Origin of the sequence: Bradyrhizobium icense (assembly GCF_001693385.1) — a bacterium.
GTDB classification, from domain to species: Bacteria; Pseudomonadota; Alphaproteobacteria; order Rhizobiales; family Xanthobacteraceae; genus Bradyrhizobium; species Bradyrhizobium icense.
Genome location: NZ_CP016428.1, coordinates 5,135,244 through 5,157,999, shown reverse-complemented (window position 1 = coordinate 5,157,999; position 22,756 = coordinate 5,135,244). Strand labels below are relative to the sequence as shown.

The window sequence follows — 22,756 nt, the reverse complement described above, 5'->3', positions numbered from 1 at the left end:
CATGGTGGGAAACTATTTCCCAGCGCAGCCTGGCTGATATGAGAACACTCACTGCGGGCGTTTCCAGACAGACGCGCTCAAGATCCCTATGCGGCGCAAAGAAGAGATTGAATCCAAAACGGCAGCCCGACGTGCTCCAGCCGACTTGTCTCTGCAATGCCGAAGATTATTGCACCCAAGCGACGCGCGCGGTGAGGTGAGCGGAGCCGACATCGCGACATTGCAGATATCCCGGCCTAACTCCTAGCCGCGTCCACCTGATTGCACGAAGCGGCGGATCGAGCATGTCGAAATAGATGCGGTTCAGAGCCCCGAGCTTATGCACCATTCTTGATTGTAGCCTCCTCGAGTACTCGCCGTAGTGCGGCGCAAGAGGTTGCGGTACGGAAATAGTTAGCAAAACGCACATCGTGCCGGCTCGATGCCACTCGCTCGACCTGCCGCTTAAGATCGGCCATAATGGCGTGAAGCCCCGCATGACGATCGCGCGCCGCCTCCCAGTTCCGCGTCCTCCGGAGCCGGGGATATAGGTGGGCGGGGCAAGGAATGGCAGGGCCCATCGGGGTCTCCCATTCTTTTTCAGGTGCGGGCGATCGTTAGACCAGCATTCTCAAGGGCATCCAGGATCTTGCCGGCATAAGCCGGCGGGTCGTGTTGGTGTTCGCCAGTCAGGGCGCCGGCAATGACCGCATACGCCTCCTCGCGCTCCGCGAGCTTGTGCTCAGTATATTCGCCGCAGATATTGCAGGCGATCATCGGCCGACCGCTCCAGGGATCATGCGACGCGATTTCGCACCAGTCATCGGAGCTGCATTTCGGACACTGCATCGGCGGGGGCTCCTGGCGGTTCTCAGCTCGCGGGCTCGAGTCTAGCCAACTCGAACGGGCGCGTGGGCAGCTTACCTCTGCAGCAGCATCGGGAGTGTGGAGCTCGTCTCGGACATTCCAGAAGCGAATAGAGCTAGCGAGGCCAGCGCGGAAATAAACGAACAGATGTGGCAAACGCGCGCGGTCTTTGCAGCGCGCAAGCGGCGCGCCTCTTGAATCCTTGGTGGCTCAGAAGTAACCGCCTTTTCAGCTGCGGCGCAGGCGAACATTGCGAGCAAAGCGAGCGCGGCCCCCAACGCGAAGGACAGCGTTGCTGAGGCGAGGGCGCCGATTAGGCTCAGATCGATTGTGGCTCTGGTTGATATGCCTTCGAGAAACGCCAAGACTGCAAGCGCAGCTCCACAGTTGATCAATATCAGAGCGCAAAGCGCAATCGGGCCCGAATCGAGGGCTGCCTTTTTGACAAAGCTGCGAAGTCCGCCGTTGTGAAGGGTGCTCTGAGTATCTTCGCGGTTCAGGCCGTAATGCCATTTTCCATCCTTTACCGCCTGCTCGCGACCCGAGTGTTCTTCAAGCGTTATTTGTTTGTTGGCATTGTCCACTAGGTGTACTCCTGGATCCGTTCGAGGGCGACGAAAACATCGCTTCGGGCGCGCGCGAATAGCTAATCCGGCCTGAGACAATAGCCCGGTTTCGTGTTTGCGACAGCACATCGCGTTCGTTCAACGACGTATCGGCATCGGAAATTCATAGACCACCATTTGCGTGATGCCGTCGTATTGGCACACGACCGTTTCTGAAACCGTTCGCCAGCGCTGCGTGAGGTTGACAGACTTCAGCGGCTCAGTGGTCCCCACCGAAACTGGTTTGAAGCCAATCTCCTCTAGCTGCTTCGATAGTGTCGACGATGGGGCACATTGAAACCGGATCCGCCTGTCCTCAGATGAACTGACAACAACGCCGCCACTATTGCGAGTAAAACCGTGGCGAGCGCCATCGATACCTCGCCGGTATTCGCCAGCAGCAAGCCAACGATCCTTCACCAATGCTAGCGTTCGAGCTGCATCATCCAAGGCGATGATGGGCTTTGTCATCATGAAACGGCGGCTTCTGAGGCAGCAGAGGGCATTCAATCTCTCGCTTCAACGGGACGGTTTTTGTTCTGCAGTACGGGTCGATTGACCGGAATCGTGGTAGTGCGGTCAGGAATCGATCAGGGGGCACGCGGACATTCCGATGACGCCCGACGATCTGTTACGGCGCCGATCATCGGGTATGCGCGGATTACTCTGCTCTGTTTCTGACTGTGCTCTGTCTCTTGCTCTGGTCGTGTCGGTGAAACGCTTTCGCGCTCGCTCACGTCTTCGTCGTCGCAATTCTGCTCGCGACGATCTCTCCGGTCTTGTGCGACCTGTCAATGGGGCGCACGCACCGCTCCGACCGCACCGCCGTCGTCGTGATCGGCGTAGATGTGCGACGGCGCACCGAGGTGGAACATTTCTTTCGGCTTGCGGCGCCTGATCTGTGCGGGCGGACGCGATGCATGGTGACGTTGATCGAGCGGATGCCGGCAAGGAAGCCGGCGCTGGCGTCGAGCTCGGGGCCAGCGTGCGCCGCGCTCGTCAGCGCGAGAAGCGCCGCGGCGAAGGTGATGCGTTTCACTTGTCTTCCTTTTCCGTGGGGTGTGGAGGTAGACCCGGCCGCCAATTCGAAAGCCAGCTAGATCGAAGGACGGGCATAATCGGCGCCTTGTGCCTTGCGATTATCGTGCCGACTTCCATTTCATGTGCGGCTGGATCGCGCTGCGCTACCTTGATGATCCCGCCAAGGCAGCCCTGATCCGATCGCTACATTCTGAAGACGCCGTAATGTGGCGCCTCAATGGGTGTATTGAGCGAAGCGCTCAGGACGATTGCGAGCGCGTTTCGGGTGTCGACAGGATCAAGAATGCCGTCGTCCCAGATTTCGGAGGTTGCATAATATGCGCTCGATCGTTCCCGATACTCTTCCAGAATCGGCTCTCGAATAGCTGCCAACTCCTGCTCAGACAGGCGTCCACCCTCACGGGTTAATTGTCTTGCCTTGACATGTGTGAGCACGCCTGCTGCTTGCTCTGCACCCATCGCAGAAATCTGAGACTGCGGCCAGGTAAACATAAAGCGCGGATCGAAAGCCCGCCCCGCCATAGCGAACGTCCCCGCTCCGTAGGAGCCGTTGCAAACGACTGTGAACTTGGGCACCGACGCTCCAGAGACGGCCATGATCAGCTTGGCGCCATCCTTGGTGATGCCACGCCGTTCGTATTCGCGGCCGACCATGAAACCCGTGATATTCTGCAGAAAGAGCAGGGGCGTTCGGTGCTTGTCGCACAACTGGATGAAGTGAGCGCCCTTCAGCGCACTGTCGCTGAACAGCACACCGTTGTTTGCAATAACCCCGATCTGATAGCCATAAAGCCGCGCGAAGCCGCACACCAGAGATTCGCCATAGCGTGGCTGGTATTCGTGGAACCGGCTGCCATCCACCAGACGGGCGATGATCTCCCGCATGTCGAACTGCACTCGAGGATCCCTGGGAATGATGCCGTAGAGTTCGGACGCGTCGTACGCCGGCGGCTCCGGAGAGACTCGATCCATCGAGGATTTCGTGGGACGATTGAAGCGAGCGACGATGTCCCGTGCGATGGCAATCGCGTGCATCTCGGAGCTTGCGAAATAGTCACTCGTCCCAGACACGCTGGTATGCATATGAGCGCCACCAAGCTCTTCGACGGATACCGTCTCGCCCGTGGCTGCTTTCACGACCGGGGGACCTCCTAGAAAAATCGCGCCCGTTCCCTCCACGATGATGTTGTAGTCGCTAAGCGCCGGGACGTACGCCCCTCCCGCGGTGCAATGACCCATTGCGATGGCGACTTGCGGCACTCCCATCTTCGAGAGAATGGACTGATTGCGGAAGATTCGACCCGCGTAGTATCGATCCGCGAAGAACTCCGCCTGCAAAGGCAGGAAACCACCAGCACAGTCGCACAGATGAACCACGGGCAGACGGTTCTCGATTGCTATGTCCAAAGCCCGCACGATCTTCTTGACAGACAACGGATACCATGCGCCGCCCTTCACGCTGGCGTCATCCGCGTGAACAATGACCTCGCGACCCGCTACGATGCCGATGCCGACGACCTGCGCTGCGCCAGGCACCTCGCCGTCGTAAGCCTTATTAGCAGCTAGCGTCGAAAGCTCGAGGAACGGAGTGTCTGGATCGAGCAAAGCCTCGATCCGATCACGTACAAACAGCTTGTTTTGCCGACGCAGGCGCTCAAGGTCCCGTTCAGGACGGTTGAAGCGAACGACACGTTGTCGTTCCTTCAGTTCGGCCGCAAGTCGTCTATTGTGGAGTTCGTTGAGGCGAAATTCGTGGGATCTGATATCCGCTGCAGAAGAAATGCGCTGCATCTCAACGCCCTTCCTCGACGAGCGTAACCAGCACTGCGCCTCGCTCGAAGCTCTCGCCTTCGTTGAAGTGAATTCGGTCGATCACGCCGTCCCGTGGAGAGCGTATGGTGGTTTCCAATTTCATGCTCTCGATTGTCATCAGCGCCGTGCCTGCGGAAACCGGTTGACCAGGCGAAACGCTGGTCGCAACGACGAGGCCCGGCATTGGCGCGCGGGCCAGGAGATGATCTGCCTCATGATTCGCGCAAGCGAGCGTTCTCAACGGGTCGCGGTAGTGCAAAATGCGCGTCCTACCGCGGATATGCACGTGAATAACCTCGCCGTCGATGGCGAACCGGACCGGTTCGCTTTCGCCAGCGATGGTAAGGACGCCGCGACCTTCGCCTTGCTGGAAGAACGCGACTGGGGCAATCACTTTGTTACTCAAGCGAAGGCGATAGCCCCGTTGGCAACGTGAAAGCGCGAACTGATAATCTACGCCATCAACTTCAAAAAAGTGTTTCACGTCAGTTTCTCCAGCTGCCCATCGCTGCATGAAGCTCGGGCACGGCATCTGCCGGTTCGCGGACCGGTCTCGTCAGGAGGGCGGCTGTGGCGAGGAAGCCAGATAAGTCGGACGCAGGTTCGCCCGATGCGATGTGCGGATTTTCCTCAAGATATCCCGTATGGATGTGTCCGCTCAGAAATGCCTCCTCGCGGAGGATACGTGTGAGAAAGCTCGCGTTTGTCTCGCAGCCGAGAAGCACCAGCTCCCGCATCGCGCGATGGGCCTTCAGCGCAGCCTCAATGCGCGTGGGCGAATGCACGATGATCTTTGCGAGCATGGGATCGAACGCTGTCGTGATCTGCTGGCCTTGCAAGATGCCGCTGTCGATCCGTACGCCGTCGCCATCCGGGTACTCAAGAACAAGTACCTTGCCAGTCGTCGGAACATATCCGCGTTCCGGGGCTTCCGCATACAGTCTAGCCTCGATCGCGTGTCCTCTCGAGACGATATCGGACTGCGAGAATCCAAGTTCGCGGCCCGCTGTGACATAGATCTGTTGAGCAACAAGATCGATGCCGGTGATCATCTCGGTCACGGTATGTTCGACTTGCAGACGCGTATTCATCTCAAGAAAATAGAACTCTCCGCCGCCGAAGATGAATTCGACAGTGCCTGCGTTTCGATACTTGGCGGCGCGCGCGATGCTGGCGGCGGTTTCGCAAACCCGTTTCCGCAACTCTGGCGACAGCGCGGGTGACGGCGCCTCCTCGATGATCTTCTGGAACCGGCGCTGCACGGAGCACTCCCTCTCAAAGAGATGGACCATGTTTCCGAAGGAGTCGCCGAGCACCTGTACTTCGATGTGCCGCGGGTTTTCGACATATCGTTCGACGTAAAGCCGGCCATCGCCGAAGTACCTCTGCCCCTCACTGCGCGCCTGCGCGATCGCGTCCTCCAGGGTAGCGAGGTCGCGTACGACCCGCATGCCCTTGCCGCCACCGCCCGCCGATGGTTTCACCAGCAAAGGAACTCCAACAGCTCGCGCCCTGAATGTGAATGTCGCTGGATCATCTTCTTCGATCGCCGAAGGTGCGACCGGAAAACCGTTCTGCTGAACGAAGTTGTGGGCCCGGATTTTGTCGCCCATCAGTTCTATGCTTTCGGGAGCGGGCCCGATGAACGCAATGCCCGCTTTTATCACGGCCCTCGCGAACTCAGCATTCTCGGAGAGAAATCCATAACCCGGATGAAGGGCGTCGGCGCTCGCCTTGTGGGCAGCAGCGATGATTTGCGCGATATCGAGATAGGCCGCCATCGGCGTGCGACCGCTGATGGCAATCGCCGTGTCAGCCATGGAGACAGCCGGCGTCCCCGCATCGGCATCGTGGTAGACAATTGCAGAGCGAAGCCCCAGCCTTCGCAAGGTCTTGATGATTCGTACGGCAATCTCGCCTCTGTTGGCGATCAGAATGGTGTGGAAGGGTAATTCACGCATTTGCCTATTCGCCCAAACAAGTACCCGATGCCGGGAGTGCCGTCAGTCGCAAGCGGTTGGTGCTGCCTCAATTGCCCGCGCCCGTTCATCTGTCCCCATCCGGCGTTGCCGTCCTGGATTCAGCCGGGGACTAGTCTCCAACGCGGGCACTCGAAGGCGCCGGCCTATTGGCGCTGGCTCATTTCGAGCCTTCCTTGCCTTTGGCAGAGTCTCGAACTGATATCACGTAGCGACATTGGTCACTCAGGTTTGTGAACTTGGCTCTGAGACAGGCAGTGATGGCGCCTGCATCAGGTATGTGGCTGCCACAAAAGCGAAGCACGTCCGGTGTGCAAGCCTCTCGCTCCTCCGGTGTCGCCGGCCGATCTCGCGCACCCGCCTGTTCAGTGCATAGAGCTGTTGTCGTCACAAGAGCAACAGCAAGTGCTGTTGCACAGCGGTGTGCTTTGAAGAACCAAGACCCATGCGTTCGCTGCTTTTGATTCACGATATCCTCTTCAAGTCGATACATCCTGCGGTACTGTTCGTCCTGCGCGAAGCGCAGTATGACCTGTCTACCGGGAAACAGGCCGGAACCATTCAAAGCATTGACGACCGCGGAAGCGCACTTGCGTATCTGCGCACCCATCGCAGCGGTGCTTCGGTCGCTTTGTCGTGAGATACCTAACTTCCGAGCGCATGGAGGCGGCTAACAACCCGCCAGCCGGCTGATGACCCAGAGCCGCCAACGCAGGGCGAAACAACGATTGCGGCCTGGCTAGACGAAAGAAGTTACGATAGCGGTGAGATATACCCCGGGAGCAATTCCGGCATTCAGCTACGTCCAACACGCCCCCGAAGCTGCACCTGGTTGGGGAGAGCGAACAGTTGGCGGTCTGTCGCAGCCGGGGCCATCACCCACGTGGTGCGCTCTCGTGAGCTGCATTCTACCTCCTGTGAGGAGCGGCGCGCGCGAAATCGGAGATCGAGATTGTCCCAAATGCTGGTCCTGTTCTGGCTGCAACTTGGCCAGTTCGCCATGCGGTCCATAGATCACTTCGCCTTTGGGGGAGTGCTCGAGGATCGTGACGGACTCTTGCGGCGTGAGCTTAAGAGTTTGGGACATTCGCAATTCTCATCACCTGGCGGGACGCTTTCAGATGGCCGGAGGGAGCGCCACCTGCTTTTAAGATCGTACAATCTAACGCTACGTACGATTCAAGCCCCTTCGAGGACTGCTCGTGTGGATATGTCCAAACTCGCACGCCCCAAGAGCCATCTGGCGCGAATCAGAGTGAGAGGCCTTCACTGAGGCCGAGCGCAGCCGTGCACGTGCTAGAAGCGAAGGCTCCAGCACGGCTGATCCCTCCAAGCCGGCAAGTGGGAGAGATCGAAATATTGGATTGGCTTGCGATCCTAGTCAGCGCAAATTGCGCGGTCCGGTAGCAGTTCGAAAAGGGAAGAGCTTCATGCCCGAGAGGGCGGGCGCTTTAGATGCTGCGCGTCTAAACCTTCGTTCCTGGAAGAAACTTGACCTAGCGCGCCTTCGGAGGAGGTCGTGGTGGCTGGGGGTGGTAGCGTGCTGGGTCCGGCTGCCACCGGCTGTGTACGAGGCATGAGCAAAGCAACTCTATCAACCGCTCAATGCGTGTGCGCCCGCTTCGGCTTTATCAAGCGAATCGCGTCCCGCGGCTTCGCTCCCTCCGAGATATCGGCAATTGGGTCGAATTTGCGAATTTTGCGGGGAGAGCGGCCTACTTAATCTTGGAGGGCTGGTGTCGCATTCTCTTAATGTACGAACTGCATGCTCATCTACATGAAACCGAAAGATCCGTTCTACGATCCCAAATTCTGGCGACGCCGTGCGGAAGCGACGCTGACCAAAGCGGTGTCGTTCGCTGAAGGCAAGTCCAGAGATAGGCTCCTTAAGATCGCCGAGGAATATGAGAAGCTAGCCCGACGCGCAGAGGAGTGGCCGACGCTCAAAAAGGATGGCGGCACTGACTCTAATCACAGTTCCTGATGCGTCGCCCGCCTCTCGATAAAATCCGCAGGTAGCTCTCTGGGAGCTGCTAGAGTGGTTCTTCGGCTCGATACGGCTAATTTTGCTGCGTCAAAAGTTATAACGCATGGGGGGAGAATTGGATTGCTCAGCCGTTAGCGGTTCGCTCATCGTGTGCGCGATCAACCTCAGGCTTGAACAAGCGATGCCTAAGGTTAGCGCCCTGGCTCCGTATCTCGCTGACCCGGTATCATCCAGAATCTTGGTCGCTACTTCTGGAGGAGGCTGAATCCAACGTGTCCTCCAGCATGGAGTTCATCCACGGCTGCTGATCTATTGCAGGAGCCTGGAGGTCACACGGCCTGATGCAAGCGGAAAGCCATCCGATGAGCCAGCCTAGCCTCTTCGTACCGCTTCTTTGCGGAACCCTTGCGATGGTCAGCTGGAGTATCGGCAACGTTCTGTCCAAGGCTGCGCTCTGCTGCATCGAGCCGCTCTCGCTACTAACAGGGCAGTTGGCGGTGAGTGCCGCAAGCCTGACAGTACTATCCATCTGGTCAGGCGCGCCGCCTCGCTTGAGCGATTGGCGTGCCGGCCTTCCCGGCCTGCTGCAGCCGGCGCTTGCGTCTGGTTTGTCGACCTTCGGCCTGACGATGTTGCCGGCGTCGGTGGAAGCGATCCTGTTCGCAGTTGAAACGCCAATGATCATACTCCTCGCGTGGTTGATCCTTGGCGAGATCCCCAACCGGGCCGTCGGCTTGCTCTGCTTGTTGGCCTTTGCCGGAGTTGGTTTGTTGAGCTGGACCTCCGAACCTGATCCTTACGCTACGCGGGGACTGGGAGTCGCCCTCGTGCTCGCCGGTGTTCTATTTGCCTCGCTCTACAGCATCGCAGTCCGTTTGATGTCGCATCGGATCGGTGCGCTGCGGCTTACGACAGCAAGCCAGATCGTCGCCTTCGCGGCAGTCGGATGTGTGTGGATTGACGTTCGTCCATTGCCGCCGCTCTCTCTAATCATCACTGATATTGTTTCGGTGGTCGCATCCGGATTGCTGCTCCTGTCAATCCCATTTCTTCTCTACGGAGTTGCGCTGGAGCGAATGAGCGCGACCGCAGCCGCGCTGTTGCTACCGCTAGTTCCCATGTTTACGTCCATTTTGGCATCCCTTTTTCTTCAGGAAACCCTGACCGCAAGACAGTGGCTCGGGGCTGCCACGGTTCTTGTATCGGCGCTTGGAATGCCCTTGGCCCTACGTTCCAAACCGCACGATTGACCTGGATCAACTTGGCTCAGGCGACGTCGTCTGACGCAGACCTGTTTCGGAAATGAGATGGCGTCGCCGCGCCTTCAGAGGATAGCCGACATGGCCGGCTCCCGCGCGCGCCACAACAAAAAGCTTAGTTGCGGACCTACCAGATCAGTATATGCCGGCTAACGAAGTCGTCCGCTTCGCCTCCCAATAGCTCTGCAATACGGCTGATTGATCACTATCTGCGCGCGCCGCGCGCTAGATGCGAGGAGTTGCGCCAGCGCCTTTGCTTGCAATCCAGCGATCGACGAGCTCGCTGAGGATTCCGAAGGGAAGTGCACCGCTGCCGAGAACGACGTCATGGAACTCGCGCGTGTCGAACGCCCGGCCCAACTCAGAGCTTGCCTTGCTCCTCAAGGCGAGCAGTTGCTGCATGCCCACCTTGTACGCAGTGGCTTGGCCCGGTAAGACGATATAGCGTTCCACCTCGGCTATGATCTCGGACAAGGGGTTGGGCGTGACCTTGCGCAGGTAGTCGATCGCTTGTTGGCGCGTCCAGCGACTAGCGTGGATGCCGGTATCCACCACAAGCCGCGTGGCGCGCCACAGCTCCGCCGCCAGCCGACCGAAATCGGACATCGGATCGCGATACGCACCCATGTCCTTGGCAAGCGACTCAGCATATAACGCCCACCCTTCCGCATAGGCGGTATACGAGGCGAACTTCTGGAACGCGGGAACTCCGGTCAGTTCGCTCGCAATTGCAATCTGCATGTGATGACCCGGCACGCCCTCGTGGTAGGCGAGAGCTTCGAGCTGGAATGTCTTCAGGATCTCCATTCTGGACAGGTTGACATAGTAGATGCCGGGCCGGCTGCCGTCGGCCGCTGATAGAAGGCGAGACCCACAGAGTTCTCACGGAAGGCCTCGACACGCCTGACAACCAAAGCAGCCTTGGGAAGCCTGCCAAAAAAATTGACGAGATTGCAGTACATCGCGTCCATAACGCGGGAGGTTTCGCGGAGGTAGCTGCTCCGTCCCTCCTCGGTATCGGGATAGACAAGCTTGGGGTTTGTCTCGATGTGCCCGAAAAAAGCGGCGAGGTCGCCACCAAAGCCAAGCGAGTTCTTTAATTTTTCCATCTCTCCGCGGATCCGGGCGACCTCAGCCAGCCCGTACTCGTGGATTTGTGTCGCCGACAGCTCCGTCGTGGTCATGTGCCCTGAGCGCCTGCGCGTAGAACTCAACCCCGTTGGGGTGCTTCCAGGCGCCATCGTCCGTGCTGGACGATACCTCGAGCCGGCCCGCCGCCGCAATCAAATCGACGTAGGCCGGCTGGACGAACCTGATCATCGCTTGGATGGCTGCTTCAATAAGCTTGGGCTTCTTCGCGTAAGATATGGGCAGCGCCTCGACCTTCGCGCGGAAGTCCGCAAGCCACGTCGAGTCGTTTCCTGAAGCATGAAAGGGCACGCCGCTCAGAAGAATGCGACAATCCCGGATGACCTTGTCGTAAACAAACCGGGGAGCAAGTATCCCCTTGCGAGAACGCAACTCGACACCATCGATGACTTGTGCGACCAACCTGCGGACGCCCTCGAGGCGAGAGATGTAGGCCTCCGCATCCTCAACAGCGTCGATGGGATGATGGTTGAGCAGGAAGGCCGGAATCGACGATTGCCAGCCATACATTTGGTTTAGCGGGTAGTTATAATGCCGGAACTTGTCCGCTTCTAGCGCGGTCACGCAGTTGCTCTCGAACAGCCGATAGCTGAGCTTGGCCGCGTCCGGCAACGTCTGGGGATCGAAGTCCGCGCGCAGGCGATCAAGGTCCCGGCGTATCTCCCGAACCGCGTCGTCCCGTGCTGGTTCGTCGATCTCGTCCCAGAGATGCTGGCGATCTTTGCGCCCGAGCAAGGCAGACTCGCTCATCGGGCTGAGCCGGATTTGCCGTTCGAAAGCTTGTTCGAAGAAAACGCCGAGCGCCTCGGTTTGCGGTGCGGCGGTAACCGACTGAGGCATGGTAGGCTTGCTCTTGGTGTTCAATGTCCTCGATGAAAACTCCGCCGGGTCGTCCCGGAGATGGCGACCGTTGCGAGCTTCGGCGTGTGGCTCAGATAGCTGCACAAGTCGCTCGTGCAGTCGCTGGTCTTCCGGAGTTTGGAGCTTGGCCACGGTGGGGCTGCCCTTCATTTTCGCGGTCCACAACCGAGCGCCTTAAGCTATCGCCGCGCAGCAAACCGTCGGGGCGGACCAGACGCTAACGGAAACGCGCGCCTAGTTCGCCCCGAAGATCACCGCACTGCGGTTGGTGATGATGCCGCGAACGAAGCAAGCGGCGTGCCGAATTGAATTCCAGGTTCGGCAGGCACTTCGTAAGGGTGTATAGCGTCAAGTTGCTGACATTGGTCTGAAGGCTGACAATCGGCGCTGCTAGTTTCCGACAGGACCCTGCGCAGCAGGAAGCCGCCTTTCGAACAGTTTCCCCATGGCGCGCTCAATGTGCGGGGCGCGCTTTGATGCACGGCATTCATGCTCCACGTGGGTGCGCGCGCTGACTCGTGCAGCATCGGCGTGATTCAACACCAGCCTTCTGCGCGCGTCCTCAACGATTCGCACTGTGTCGTCGTTGGTCTGAGCTTTCACCGGGGCCTACCGATGATGGGGAGGGGCCGGGGCAGGTACGCGGGACCGCCCGGTTCGCACATATTTGACGACGCGGTTTTTGTGTTTCGCTTCCACGAAATGGGGCTTTCCAGGCCTATAAACGAACCTACAGGCGGCAAGAAAATGAACGCACTAGCGAGTAAGCCAGCTATGGAAAACATGGCCCTATTAAGCGATTACGGCCGCACGAACGGAATTCGCCCGGCATTCGGCCAAGCAAATCGACCAGATCGCCGCATCGATCCGGAAAGGGGGCTGGACGATGCCGATCCTAGCCGCCGATGAAGGAATGGTCCTAGCCCACGACCGATTGGCCGCCGGCAAACTGCTCGGATGACCCATGTCCCGGTCATTGTCGCGCGCAGATGGACCGAAGCGCAGAAGCGCGCCTATGTTATCTCCGAGACGGTTCGGCCTGCTCGGAGTTCTCACGGCAAGGACACGACGAGAATGACACCGCCTGCGGTCGCGGATCGGTTATGATCGGCGCTGCGGGCAGGCGCGTCGGCCAATTCTTCATACACAATGGCGACGATTCAGCCTTCGTTTGCGAACGCGGCTGAGTTCTTTAACAGCCTGGTAGGTCAGCATCACCTCATCGAATACTTCTTCCAGTAAACCGAAGCAATTTCGCCGCGTGGCCACCGGCTACGAAAAGACGGCCAGGAATGACCTGGCCGTCGTCACGATTTCGGCTACCGTGTTATGGCTCCGATAAAACTTCACTCGAAAGGTCAGGGTAGCGAAGCCGCACCCTGGCCCTTCGCGGTGTCCCAAACGAACTTCGCGCCGTCCGGCAGTTCGCAGACGAATTCGCCCTGATTCACGACGTCGGTCGCCCCGACGGTCAGCTTGGAGGCCCGCACCGTAAGCTTGCCTTCGCGGCTGAGGCTGTGGCGAATGTATTCCGTCACCGGGTGTCCCGAGCTATCCACGGTTTGATGCGCATTGGCAAAGCTGATGCCGTTCTGGGCGGTCACCCTGAAGGCACTTATAACCAACCCGGCCTGCGTCGCCGGCCCGGGCTTGCCGCCATCGACGGTGGTACAGCGGTTCAGGTCCAGTATGAGCTTCACATTCTTGCCGGCCTGCAGGGCACTGAGCACCTCGGCGTATTTCGGCGAGGGCTCATCGGCCTTGGCGATCGTGCTCACGCTTACAGCCGAAAGCAAGGACAACAGGATCGACAGGCGTCTACGACTAAACTTCATACGCTCTTCTCCTCCACAACAACCGCAGGCCACGCATGCGGCAACTTGCCTGATGTCGTGTTCGCAAACAGCTTGGCGGACTCCGGACATCGGGTATGTGCGCTTCGCAACAACTACACGTGTCGCAACCGCTTGCAAGTCGTTGCGAAGGCTAATCCAACCTCACAACCTCGTACGTAAGGTTCGCGAAGTGGCGTCACCATTCGTGACACCCTCTGCACTGGTTGGTCCAGCGGGTGGCAGCGTCGAAAGGGTGAACGGCAATAGTGCGCAAATGCAAAGGAGGCCGATATGGTCGAGAGGGTGCAGGTTAGGACTCTCATATAAGCGTAAGCGGAAGAGTTTCGAACGAGCCTTCAACGGGCATCTTGCCGAGCACTCGGTGTGGCCGCCCGGCAGGGGACCGCTGCCGCCCGAAGAAATGGTCGGGGAATGGACGATCGGCGAAACTGATGCGGTGGGACGACGAGCAAAATCCTTGCTCGGTCAAGGAACTTGATCTCGGTCTACCGAAACAAGCTTGGCGGAATGTCAAATGGCGCGACGGCAGCGTTAACTCTTGACCTCGCGCTTTGCGCGGCTCCGGGTCCACCCCGCTCATCGCAATGACTGGCTGACCCGCGGCGCTCCCGCTCAGAACCGAGCGTGACATGCCGAACTCGTTCGCTAGCATGCGGTGGTGCCTCGCGAGCGTATTTGCTTAGACGCTACGTAGATGTCCGTGCTGCGCAATCGAAATGAAGGCTCATGCGCCGTCATGATTTGTGACGGAGTAAATCAAATCCGTTCGGATATCGGCGTTCCCTCTGGCCACAGGCCGCGCAAACGAAGCCTTCCCGACGTCGAAATTCGGCGATCGTCCGGCCACCGATCAAATCGATCTTAATGACGTAACGCAAACTAAGCCCGGAGGAGACGGCCCATACGTACGCGCTCCCGCCCGCAAATGAAAATCCGTGCGGCCGGACACGAATTCGGCGCCGATCATCGGCACCTTTTCGTGTGGCATATCATTTGCAGGGGGTTATCTGGGTTGGACACGGCCAGGTGCCGCGCCATGCCCCAACCGACCCGACGCACCTCATACCCGGCAGTGTGCGTCGGGCCGGTGCTGTTTCAGCATGGGAGATCGACGCTCGACCGCATTCACCGGTGCTAAGTCGGATGCGGCCGTTTGTGCGATGACCGATACAACGGTGCCGTTTCACTCGCGCTGTGCGAGGTGGGACACTGTGCATTGCCGCGCGTGCAACATCAAAAGCGCCTTCTGTGGTTCTGGCAGGGCAACCACTGTGTGGAGAGCGCGTTCGCCAACGCGCCTAAGCTGCATTCAGAGCTCAAATAGAGTGTGCGAATTTCCGAACATCTCGATCAGCCTGTCTGTCGTTCCTACTACCGGATAGGGAATCTCCTATGTTCGATATCGAAACGGCCGCGCTTCTACGCGCGGTCCTGAACGGAGGCTGCAAAGGTTTCCCGGCACCAAACCCCGTAATATCGATTTCCGTTCATGGCGATCCTTCCGATGCGTTACATTGTAATCGATTTTGTGGCTGATCTTGGGGATGGAGTTACATAGCGGCCACTTCAGGCTGTGTTTACGCTTGGGGAACGTCACGGCTCGCCAGCATATTCAGCACGTATACTGAGATCTGACGCAAGAGCCGTGGCAGGCTCGCATATCGCATAGGGGCCGCCACCTGGCCGACCAGGCCGCAGGAATATCGGCCTTTCGCGACAGCGAGGAGCGCGCCTCTTGCCGATCATGAAGGCGGGGACCAAGCCGGAGGGTGGGGTTAGGGTAAGATCGATCGACCGAGCAGACTCGGATAGCGCTCTGCTGATCCGGGCTATGGTTATTTCGTTTCATCCGGCTGCTTGCTCCGCGGCATCCGCGTACAAGCACGAAGCAAACGCGTTGTTAAGAATTGGCCCGCACTGATTTGCACGATTCCGATTCGTTCCTCGCGAACAAAATAGAGTCGGATGCCGAACAAAGCTGTGGTGCTGCCTGTCTCTCTGCTTCAGGTGAGCATCGGCCGGCGTTATGATCATCCGACCGAGCAGGGCGCGAATTCATGGCGAAGAAAACAGCCAAGCGGGCATCGCGACATACGGTCCTCGTGATCGACATCGGTGGTTCGCGCGTGAAGGTCATGACGAGCAGGGAGCGAACTAGGCGCGCGTTTGCGTCCGGTCCCGAGCTATCCGCGAAAGTGATGGTAAAGAAGGTCAAGGCGCTGACGAAGGACTGGTCCTATGACGTCATCGCGGTCGGCTATCCGGGACCTGTAGTCAACAACCGGCCCTTGTCGGAGCCGCACAATCTCGGTCTCGGGTGGGCCGGCTTCAATTTCGAAAAGGCCTTCGGCCGCCCGACCAAGGTCGTCAACGACGCGCTGATGCAGGCGATCGGCAGCTACCAGGGCGGCCGGATGCTGTTCCTGGGGCTGGGCACGGGTCTTGGCTCCGCGATGATCGTGGATGGCATTCTGGAACCGATGGAGCTGGCGCATCTGCCGTACCGCAACGGCAAGACGTTCGAGCAATACGTCGGCGCCGCAGCCCTCAAGCGCGTGGCAGGAAGAAATGGCAACGCGCGGTTGATAACGTCATCAAGCGTCTGCTCGTTGCGCTGGAGCCGGATTACATCATGCTAGGCGGCGGCAACGCCGGCAAGGTCGACAAGCTGCTGCGCAAGGCCCGCCTTGGCGCCAACACAAACGCATTCGAGGGCTGATTTCGACTATGGAAGAAGGGGGCGGTGAAAGCGTCCAGTGTAAGACGATAGAGAATGCCGGAACTGGCGGCGTACATATGGTGTGAGCTTTGCATCTCGATTTGAGTGGCCTCTCATCAGTCGACTGTCTATGGTGTCCGCATGTCCCGCCTTGTGTGTCTCTTCACTGCTATCGTCCTGTCGCTGTTATCAGTCGCCGCTCTGGCCGCACCGCTTCAGAAGCGGCCGGCTCCACGCTGGCACGGCTACGGCTTCCTGCCGGGTTACCAGCAGCCGCTGAACAACAGCCTTCCACTTTACGCCCAGAAAGACGCGATGCGGCGTATGGTTCGCCGCGACTGGCGCCCTTGGTACGTTGACCCGGTCCCCCGTTACTACGGGTATGATGGGCGCCTGGCACTATTTCGGCCGGCCCGGCTTTTACGGCGGCCGTTACAATGGCGGCAGCTTTGGCCCGTGCTGGACGCGGACGCCGATCGGGCCGATCTGGAATTGCGGCTGATTAGGTCCGTAGGGCGCAATAGCGAAGCGTATTGCGGCGTCTGGCGTTGGCGAGGGATTAAGTTGGGCTACTCCACTTGCGTACGCACGTGCCTCCAATATTCTTGAGGCCGCGACCCGCTGAGAGAGGTCAGTCGATGACCTCAGGCGTGTATGCTTGCCAACGCGCCCATCCTTGTGGCGCTAACTTGGCTGCTTTGGCCACGCTGTCTTGCTCATGAGAACGCGTAGATGACCCAGCAGATACCGACCCACAGGAGCGCGCTGAGGAGGACCGCCGCAAGCGGCCAGAAGTTCCACACTATCCGCGGCTGCGAAGCATCAGCATGCAATGCGCGATCGGCCTTACCGCCTTCAATCACGCGCGGTTTTGGTTTGCCCCAGTGCGTCATCCGTATCCCATGCTTGCGCTGCGCTAGTCGATTAGGGTCCCAGCAAATCGAAGATCACCAAGTCAAGCGAACGTCGCCATCCCGATGCCGATAGGATCACTGTCGTGAGGCTGGCGAGCCAGATCGGCAGCCTTGCCGACTACCAGATCCCAGCCGACATGCGGTCCAGGTCTGGCTCTTCGAGCACCTAGCGCTCAATGATCACGTGAGCCTCAGGTCTTTCGGAGATCGATGAGCCGCAGCGTTACATCGCTGTCGGCGCTGCCTTCAACGGCGCGGCACCTTGCTCAATCGGACCATGGAGCTCCTGCGGCATCAGCCAGCGCGAGGCCTCATCACCAATCAATTGAAATCTCGTGACAAAGGCGAGCTCGTCATAGCCGATCTCGTGTTGATCCGCCCGCGTGACTGTCGCGCCCTCGATGCCCTTCGGCTGCACATGAACGCCGGGCGAACTCACTGACTCGATCACGGCTACCTTAGAAAGTGTCTCGGCGGGGCAGATCGATAATTTTGCGAAGGCCATCCTCTTGGACATCTCCGCGCCGTTCACGAAATTCGCACTCTTCCAAAGTAGGAACTTTCCGATCGTGTAGATGAAGCGGCCTTCCGGTAGTACGGCGATCTCATCCACGACCAGCTCCGTTGGTCGCGTGTCGGCCGAGATCTGAAATTGCGCACCTTGCGTGATGTGGTTGTAACATTGCCCATTCGCGACCGATCTCATAGCGGCCCCGTGACCAGCCGTCCGCTTGATGGTCGAGGCCATCTCCTTGGTCGGTGCGGTTAGGTTGGCGGCGAGGGCCACATTAATGTCTGCCGCTTGTATAGTTACGACTAGCCTCAACGCCGCATTGATCAAGATCAATCGAGCAAGTCTCATTGTTGAATTCCTGGGTCGGGGACCAGCGCGCCGCCTTTTAGCTGCGGCATCTTTCATATCAGCAATCTGCGTGCCGCACGCGAAAGTGCTCTGCGCGTCGCTTGAAGAAGAAAAAGCACGTGCCCGAAGCGGCAGCCGTGGAATGATTTAGGTGAAGTCGTCGGATTCTCCACATTGACGTCCGCAACCGGACACGACTGGTACGACAAGATAGATGACAAATGAATCGCCTCTCGTGACGCCAAGACGGCAACAATGCTTTTGCACTTGGGTTCAATCAATCCAGTGGCTACCATTCAGCGCCGGCCTTTCACCACCGGCTCGCCGTCAGATCGACTGAAGAATGACGTCCGTCACTGGCTCTAAAAGTACTTCCCTCATTCGCACCTAGATGGAAGCTGATAGCAGCTGTGGTACGCCTGCAGCACGGCCGATCACCTCAATGGGCAAGTGCGATCCCGAGATATTGGATTGCGTTGGCGTCGCAGCCGGTCAAAGAGCAGGGCATGCCCCCAACGAAGTTAATTACGGTGCCGCTAGTTTAATTCATAAGGGAACGCGCCCAGAAGCTCCATCGCATTCACAAGACGTTCACGTGAACCAGTTGCGCACCTCGTGGCCTATTCGTCGCCACTGCTCCTCACAATCTCGTTCAGGGCGCAAGTGCATAGGCGACCGGCCCAGTTCCTGTTGAACCACTCTCATCCGATATCTTTCGCGGGAGGTGTGTTATGTCCCAAGCCGAAGTCAGGAAATCTAGTGACGAGCGCAGTTTTCAAAAACTGGATATGCTTGATAGTGACTTCCAGCTCGTTCAACCGCCTCTGCCCTTCCGCTATTTCATTACCAAGCAAATTCTGATAATGGTTGTCTTCCGGATCGCGCGTAAGATATTCATCGGAATCATTGCCCAAAGTTACTGCTGAGCGCGCCAACGCTTCGTCGGTACGCGATTTTAGGCCAGCTTGTTCGGCCATTGCGCCTTCCAGCGCATCCTCTATCGAACGGAAAATGGACGTAGCACGAGCACGATCACGTTCGGTATCGCGGCTACTCGATCTGGCCTTGGAATAGACAACGCTGCCCGCCTTTAGCAATCGTTGAAACATCTTCTTCTCCATGCTCGGTTGAAGTGGACACCGAATCTTCACAGCCATTGAATGCAAACGTTAGGCCCAACCGCCCAGACCCCGCGCAATAGGCCATCGGCGGGGTCGGTGCCGTAACGATGCCGGTTCCTCCTGGTCAGCAAGGTGCGGGACCAAGGAGGTCGCCATGAGTACGATGTGCTCGCCGCGCAGACTGAAAGGTTAGCACCTTCTGCGCGAGCAAGGCTTTGGGCGTAAGTCGGACTCCCAAGCAATCGGCCGACAAAATCGATTTGATGCCGCTACAGCGGCTGTCACCGTATTGGTCGGGCGGCCTGGGCATCGCTGCCGCTTAAGGCGTCGGGACAACATGAGGGGCAGCCGACTTGCGCCAAAGCGGCCAAGAACCAGCCGAGACGGCCCATAGTCGTCACTGAGGTCTCTGTGCCACGGGAGCCGTGCACATGTGCGATCCAGCCTCAAAGAGGATCGCTGCATGGGAATCAAGGCACGATCAGATCCGGTCTTCACCGTCGCGACTCTACGAGATCCTATCCGATCTACATGAAGTCATCCTCGTACGAGCACGTGGCGGGACTTGCTGCACTCTCCGTGTTACCGCTCTCACCACCCTCAGCTTTGGAGAGATATAGGGGAGGTTTGTTTGCGCGCTGCCATGTGTTCTTTATCCAAATGTCGGAATGCTGGCTAGGGTCAAGTACCATGTTGTCCTTGTCAATCTCAACAAACCCCATCTTTGCTGCACGGGCTTTTGAGTCTTCATTGGCAGCACGCCAATTGAGCAGCGGTCGTTCGCCGTCGAGCCGAAGTTGGTACTCCAACAGAATATCACCTGCGTTCTCGACAAGCGGATGCGTAATCTGAGGATCTACAACAGATGTGATTTCAGTTCGCCCAGGAAACTGTTCGCGCCACTTGTCGCCTTCAAACTCAGTCATGCTGAAGCCGCCTTCCGTTCTTAGAAGTCCGACACTCTGCTTTCCTAATTGATAGCTGAAATATCGCGCGCGTTCGCTATCTCTAGTGGTGCCGTATTTCTCGGCGACCTGAACGGTGCGCTTGGCTTTTTCGGATACGAAATCCGAGTACTCTTGTGGATTAGCGGCGATGTGCTTGATCTCATCGTCATAAAAGCGCTTCGCTTCTCTCCTGAATGAAGACTTGTCGATCTTCACCACTGGAGGTCTGGGAACGAGGGAATACAACGGTGTTGCCGCCGAAGATGAGCCACCGTTAGAATCCGGTGCGGCTAAGTGCATCTCCGCGAACATGTCCGCGAACCTGTGGCTGTTCGCATCAATTTGCTCGGCGCTAGTTGCTGATGGTCTCGTTTCGTCAGCCTCGCCAGGGAGAGTGTATTGAATATCGGACGAGCCACCGATTCGGCTATACATGGCGTTCCGCGTTCCTATGGGACAGTGTTTCGAACTGAGTTCAGGCGGGCCAGACCCCTGCAGGCTAGATAGTCAGCCAGGCTGACGACAGGCTGACGCAGCGTTAGTCATCTACGCGCCCTCTTACGGAAGGATCTGTCCGGCAGGGAAGCGCTCGTCCGCATGATGGCGTACGAGAGCAAGCGGATTTTTGACACAGTGCGCCCGATGAAGAATTGATCGGCCCGGATCTCTGTTCCCAGGAGAGACGGTCGTGTTCCCCCAAGTGACCGAAGTCGGCTGCGCCAACGTACTGGATCGGAAATGGCGGCGACATGGGCCTCCTGCCTTTCAACTCCGCAGCAGATTGTCATTTGCCGCCTCCCGCTTCGCCTCCGCCAAATCGCTTGCGGCCATCTCTCGGAACAATATGTACGGTTCCGCTTGGAATCTACGTGCCTGTGTCGTACCTTCCGCATGGCTCCAGGAGTTGTAGGCGCGGCGGCGCCGATGCCATCGTGATCGTCAACTATCTGACTGCGCTTGCGGCGAAGTTGCTGGGCGCTTCGATCAATGCGGCGCTCGGTCTTGGCGATCGCGTCGAGACACGCCTGATCCAAGCCTCGCCCGGCCGTCGAGCAATATCACGGGTATTGGATGTTGCGGCAACGCTCGCGACCAAACGGCTTTCGCTCCTATCGAAGTTGCGGAAGTAACGCGAAGGAGGAAATTTGGATTATGGATGTATCCATCGTGTGCATCTGTTCTATCAAAACAATCGGTTGAACTCGACCGGTACTCCGATGTCCTCGGATTTGGAGTACTGCACAAGTGGAACGACGTTGTGATGAGCCGCGGCAATATCAAGGTAGCTGTAATTCTTCTAAAGAACCTGCCTGTGCCACAGCCGTCCGAGTCTCGGCTCGCTCGCATAACTAGGTGTGGCATCTTAGCCGCGAAGCGCAATGAGCGTAGCCCGGGAAAGGCCAGCCACTCCTCGCCTTGTAAAGCGTGAGCACTGACTAGTGTGATGCGCCCCCTCTGTGCGTCAGCTTATTGTCAGCTCGCACGCCTATCACTGTAGGCAGGTCTTCGAGTAGGCCAGTAGGTGCAACTTTTGCGATAGGGAGCGAGCCGCATGTATAGCAGAATCACTGGTTCTTCCAGCGAATTTCCAAGCGCGAGCCAGGCCGATGAATCGGAGCCATCAGCAGATGGCCGAAGGTTTACGGAAACGCTTGCCGATACCGCGCCTGGTTCGTCCTCGGGGGCGACACGGCCGTACTCCCTCGTTTCCGAACCTCCCATCGATGAGATTGACGGGGAGTTGTTCAGGGAAGAACTGAGAAATTTTTACAGTAACGACATCAAGCACATAGCCGATAATCCGCAAGAATACTCGGATTTCGTTTCTGAAAAGGCTGGGCAAGCAGCGATGGTCGCCAGAGCCGGATCCACCGTACAGGATTCGGACCAGGCGCGATATTTCAGCTATCAATTGGGTGACAAGAGAGTCGGGCTTCTAAAAACCGAAGGTCGACGTCGCATGGGAGGGGAGGCGTGGGAGCGGCACTTTCCGGGGCGAAAACACGTCTCGTCCGTTGTCGGTCTCCGGGTTACTCATCCGCTCGTTGAGAACGCAGGTGATGTTCTGCTGGAACATCAACTTCGGCTTGACGGCAAGCGGGCCTTGGTCATGTCGCGTCCTGCCACGGATGAGGTGAAGCCCCGCCTAGAGCAGATGGGTTTTGTTCGCGTGGGTGACAATGAAGATGACAATGAATATGTGCTTGACCCTAGGCAGCATCCCGACAAGTGGACGCTGAACGAGGAGGGAAAATGGCAGCGGGTGGACAAGCCTCGGCTATATCTCTCCAAAGTTGAGAGTAGTGATGATGAAAACGAAGGAAGTGTCGAGGAGTATTCGGGCGAAGAATACATCGAAACGGATTCGTCGGGGGACGATCCTTCTTGGTACTTCGAACGGCTCAATTTAGGCCCGGGGACCGGCTAGCAGAAGTCGCGACGGGTGCGGCTTGGCCTGAAAGTGGACCACTTCTCATAGCGTCATGCACCGGGGCGAAAGGGGCGCTGCAACGGGAGCGCCCGCCACGCGCGGGTGTGATCCCGATGCGGCGCGCGAGCTGAATAAATTGGAAGCGGCAGCGGTTCTCTAATTTGCTGGCAGAGCTTCTTTGGAATCCCTAGTCAGTTGCTCTGAGCTGCTTTTTGCGTCATTGGCGACTCTCTGGGATTTGAACGCTCCATCGATGCGTTGCGCGACTCTTGCAGGGCGCTTCGCTGGACGATCAATTGAGGTGTTCTCGTCATGACCCAGCAACGGCCAAGCCGAATGTCGCTGCCGCCTATGCGATCTGCGGCTT

General features: G+C 58.2%; 15 protein-coding genes and 4 pseudogenes. 7 read left to right on the top strand and 12 right to left on the bottom strand.

Features of this window, described 5'->3' with window-relative positions:
* Positions 1 to 579: 579 nt before the first annotated feature.
* The 7 genes from LMTR13_RS41040 to LMTR13_RS24375 form a co-directional block, all read right to left on the bottom strand.
* On the bottom strand, positions 580 to 756 hold the full coding sequence (locus LMTR13_RS41040; protein ID WP_156795755.1) for a hypothetical protein: 177 nt from the start codon (positions 754 to 756) through the stop codon (positions 580 to 582).
* Between the two features lie 143 nt (positions 757 to 899).
* Positions 900 to 1,430 carry a hypothetical protein gene (locus LMTR13_RS24405; protein ID WP_065730026.1) on the bottom strand — a complete coding sequence of 177 codons (531 nt, stop codon included), beginning with the start codon at positions 1,428 to 1,430 and terminating at the stop codon, positions 900 to 902.
* 120 nt (positions 1,431 to 1,550) lie between these two features.
* Positions 1,551 to 1,925 carry a hypothetical protein gene (locus LMTR13_RS24400; protein ID WP_065730025.1) on the bottom strand — a complete coding sequence of 125 codons (375 nt, stop codon included), beginning with the start codon at positions 1,923 to 1,925 and terminating at the stop codon, positions 1,551 to 1,553.
* Between the two features lie 259 nt (positions 1,926 to 2,184).
* Complete coding sequence (locus tag LMTR13_RS24395) at positions 2,185 to 2,490, bottom strand: hypothetical protein (protein ID WP_065730024.1); 306 nt, start codon at positions 2,488 to 2,490, stop codon at positions 2,185 to 2,187.
* A 185-nt stretch (positions 2,491 to 2,675) separates the two neighbouring features.
* Positions 2,676 to 4,283, bottom strand: a complete 1,608-nt coding sequence (locus LMTR13_RS24390) for an acyl-CoA carboxylase subunit beta (protein ID WP_065730023.1) — start codon at positions 4,281 to 4,283, stop codon at positions 2,676 to 2,678.
* Position 4,284: 1 nt separating this feature from the next.
* Positions 4,285 to 4,788, bottom strand: a complete 504-nt coding sequence (locus LMTR13_RS41035) for an acyl-CoA carboxylase biotin carboxyl carrier protein subunit (RefSeq protein ID WP_156795754.1) — start codon at positions 4,786 to 4,788, stop codon at positions 4,285 to 4,287.
* Between the two features lies 1 nt (position 4,789).
* Positions 4,790 to 6,265, bottom strand: coding sequence for an acetyl-CoA carboxylase biotin carboxylase subunit (locus LMTR13_RS24375; RefSeq protein WP_065730020.1), 1,476 nt, complete (start codon positions 6,263 to 6,265; stop codon positions 4,790 to 4,792).
* 463 nt (positions 6,266 to 6,728) lie between these two features.
* On the opposite strand from LMTR13_RS24375, the gene LMTR13_RS41030 reads away from it, so the two are divergent.
* The 3 genes from LMTR13_RS41030 (at position 6,729) to LMTR13_RS24360 (ending at position 9,520) form a co-directional block, all read left to right on the top strand.
* Positions 6,729 to 6,923: a hypothetical protein gene (locus LMTR13_RS41030; protein ID WP_065730019.1), complete on the top strand. Its 195-nt coding sequence runs from the start codon at positions 6,729 to 6,731 to the stop codon at positions 6,921 to 6,923.
* 1,125 nt (positions 6,924 to 8,048) lie between these two features.
* Complete coding sequence (locus tag LMTR13_RS24365) at positions 8,049 to 8,267, top strand: hypothetical protein (protein WP_065730018.1); 219 nt, start codon at positions 8,049 to 8,051, stop codon at positions 8,265 to 8,267.
* A 365-nt stretch (positions 8,268 to 8,632) separates the two neighbouring features.
* The gene (locus LMTR13_RS24360; RefSeq protein WP_197520896.1) at positions 8,633 to 9,520 is read left to right on the top strand and encodes a DMT family transporter; all 888 of its coding nucleotides are present in this window, start codon (positions 8,633 to 8,635) and stop codon (positions 9,518 to 9,520) included.
* A 234-nt stretch (positions 9,521 to 9,754) separates the two neighbouring features.
* Here the strand turns inward: LMTR13_RS24360 and LMTR13_RS43945 are convergent.
* A pseudogene (locus LMTR13_RS43945) lies at positions 9,755 to 11,428 on the bottom strand (DUF885 domain-containing protein).
* 1,317 nt (positions 11,429 to 12,745) lie between these two features.
* On the opposite strand from LMTR13_RS43945, the pseudogene LMTR13_RS41010 reads away from it, so the two are divergent.
* Positions 12,746 to 12,881 (top strand): annotated as a pseudogene (locus tag LMTR13_RS41010) (IS5/IS1182 family transposase); the annotation flags it as partial.
* Between the two features lie 16 nt (positions 12,882 to 12,897).
* Here the strand turns inward: LMTR13_RS41010 and LMTR13_RS24345 are convergent.
* Complete coding sequence (locus LMTR13_RS24345) at positions 12,898 to 13,317, bottom strand: VirK family protein (protein ID WP_236843079.1); 420 nt, start codon at positions 13,315 to 13,317, stop codon at positions 12,898 to 12,900.
* Positions 13,318 to 15,452: 2,135 nt separating this feature from the next.
* Here LMTR13_RS24345 and LMTR13_RS24340 point away from each other — a divergent pair.
* Both LMTR13_RS24340 and LMTR13_RS42705 read left to right on the top strand, forming a co-directional pair.
* Positions 15,453 to 16,114: pseudogene (locus tag LMTR13_RS24340) on the top strand (ROK family protein).
* 141 nt (positions 16,115 to 16,255) lie between these two features.
* A pseudogene (locus tag LMTR13_RS42705) lies at positions 16,256 to 16,616 on the top strand (hypothetical protein).
* A gap of 635 nt (positions 16,617 to 17,251) precedes the next feature.
* On the opposite strand, the gene LMTR13_RS24330 reads toward LMTR13_RS42705, so the two are convergent.
* The 3 genes from LMTR13_RS24330 to LMTR13_RS24320 all read right to left on the bottom strand — a co-directional run bounded on the left by LMTR13_RS24330 (position 17,252) and on the right by LMTR13_RS24320 (position 20,393).
* On the bottom strand, positions 17,252 to 17,890 hold the full coding sequence (locus LMTR13_RS24330) for a type 2 periplasmic-binding domain-containing protein (RefSeq protein ID WP_065730014.1): 639 nt from the start codon (positions 17,888 to 17,890) through the stop codon (positions 17,252 to 17,254).
* Positions 17,891 to 18,591: 701 nt separating this feature from the next.
* A complete protein-coding gene (locus tag LMTR13_RS24325) occupies positions 18,592 to 18,999 on the bottom strand; it encodes a hypothetical protein (RefSeq protein WP_065732957.1) in 408 nt (135 codons plus the stop codon).
* A gap of 539 nt (positions 19,000 to 19,538) precedes the next feature.
* Complete coding sequence (locus tag LMTR13_RS24320) at positions 19,539 to 20,393, bottom strand: Effector protein NopP (RefSeq protein ID WP_065730013.1); 855 nt, start codon at positions 20,391 to 20,393, stop codon at positions 19,539 to 19,541.
* Between the two features lie 1,117 nt (positions 20,394 to 21,510).
* Here LMTR13_RS24320 and LMTR13_RS24310 point away from each other — a divergent pair.
* Positions 21,511 to 22,386, top strand: coding sequence for a host specificity protein (locus tag LMTR13_RS24310; RefSeq protein WP_156795750.1), 876 nt, complete (start codon positions 21,511 to 21,513; stop codon positions 22,384 to 22,386).
* Positions 22,387 to 22,756: the final 370 nt, after the last annotated feature.

Bases quoted from the DNA above. Each gene is read 5' to 3' on its own strand.
- LMTR13_RS24365 (WP_065730018.1), top strand. From the start codon at position 8,049: ATGCTCATCTACATGAAACCGAAAGATCCGTTCTACGATCCCAAATTC.
- LMTR13_RS24360 (WP_197520896.1), top strand. From the start codon at position 8,633: ATGAGCCAGCCTAGCCTCTTCGTACCGCTTCTTTGCGGAACCCTTGCG.
- LMTR13_RS24330 (WP_065730014.1), bottom strand. From the start codon at position 17,890: ATGAGACTTGCTCGATTGATCTTGATCAATGCGGCGTTGAGGCTAGTC.
- LMTR13_RS24400 (WP_065730025.1), bottom strand. From the start codon at position 1,925: ATGATGACAAAGCCCATCATCGCCTTGGATGATGCAGCTCGAACGCTA.
- LMTR13_RS24390 (WP_065730023.1), bottom strand. From the start codon at position 4,283: ATGCAGCGCATTTCTTCTGCAGCGGATATCAGATCCCACGAATTTCGC.
- LMTR13_RS41030 (WP_065730019.1), top strand. From the start codon at position 6,729: ATGCGTTCGCTGCTTTTGATTCACGATATCCTCTTCAAGTCGATACAT.
- LMTR13_RS41040 (WP_156795755.1), bottom strand. From the start codon at position 756: ATGATCGCCTGCAATATCTGCGGCGAATATACTGAGCACAAGCTCGCG.
- LMTR13_RS24310 (WP_156795750.1), top strand. From the start codon at position 21,511: ATGTATAGCAGAATCACTGGTTCTTCCAGCGAATTTCCAAGCGCGAGC.
- LMTR13_RS24320 (WP_065730013.1), bottom strand. From the start codon at position 20,393: ATGTATAGCCGAATCGGTGGCTCGTCCGATATTCAATACACTCTCCCT.
- LMTR13_RS24375 (WP_065730020.1), bottom strand. From the start codon at position 6,265: ATGCGTGAATTACCCTTCCACACCATTCTGATCGCCAACAGAGGCGAG.
- LMTR13_RS24325 (WP_065732957.1), bottom strand. From the start codon at position 18,999: ATGTTTCAACGATTGCTAAAGGCGGGCAGCGTTGTCTATTCCAAGGCC.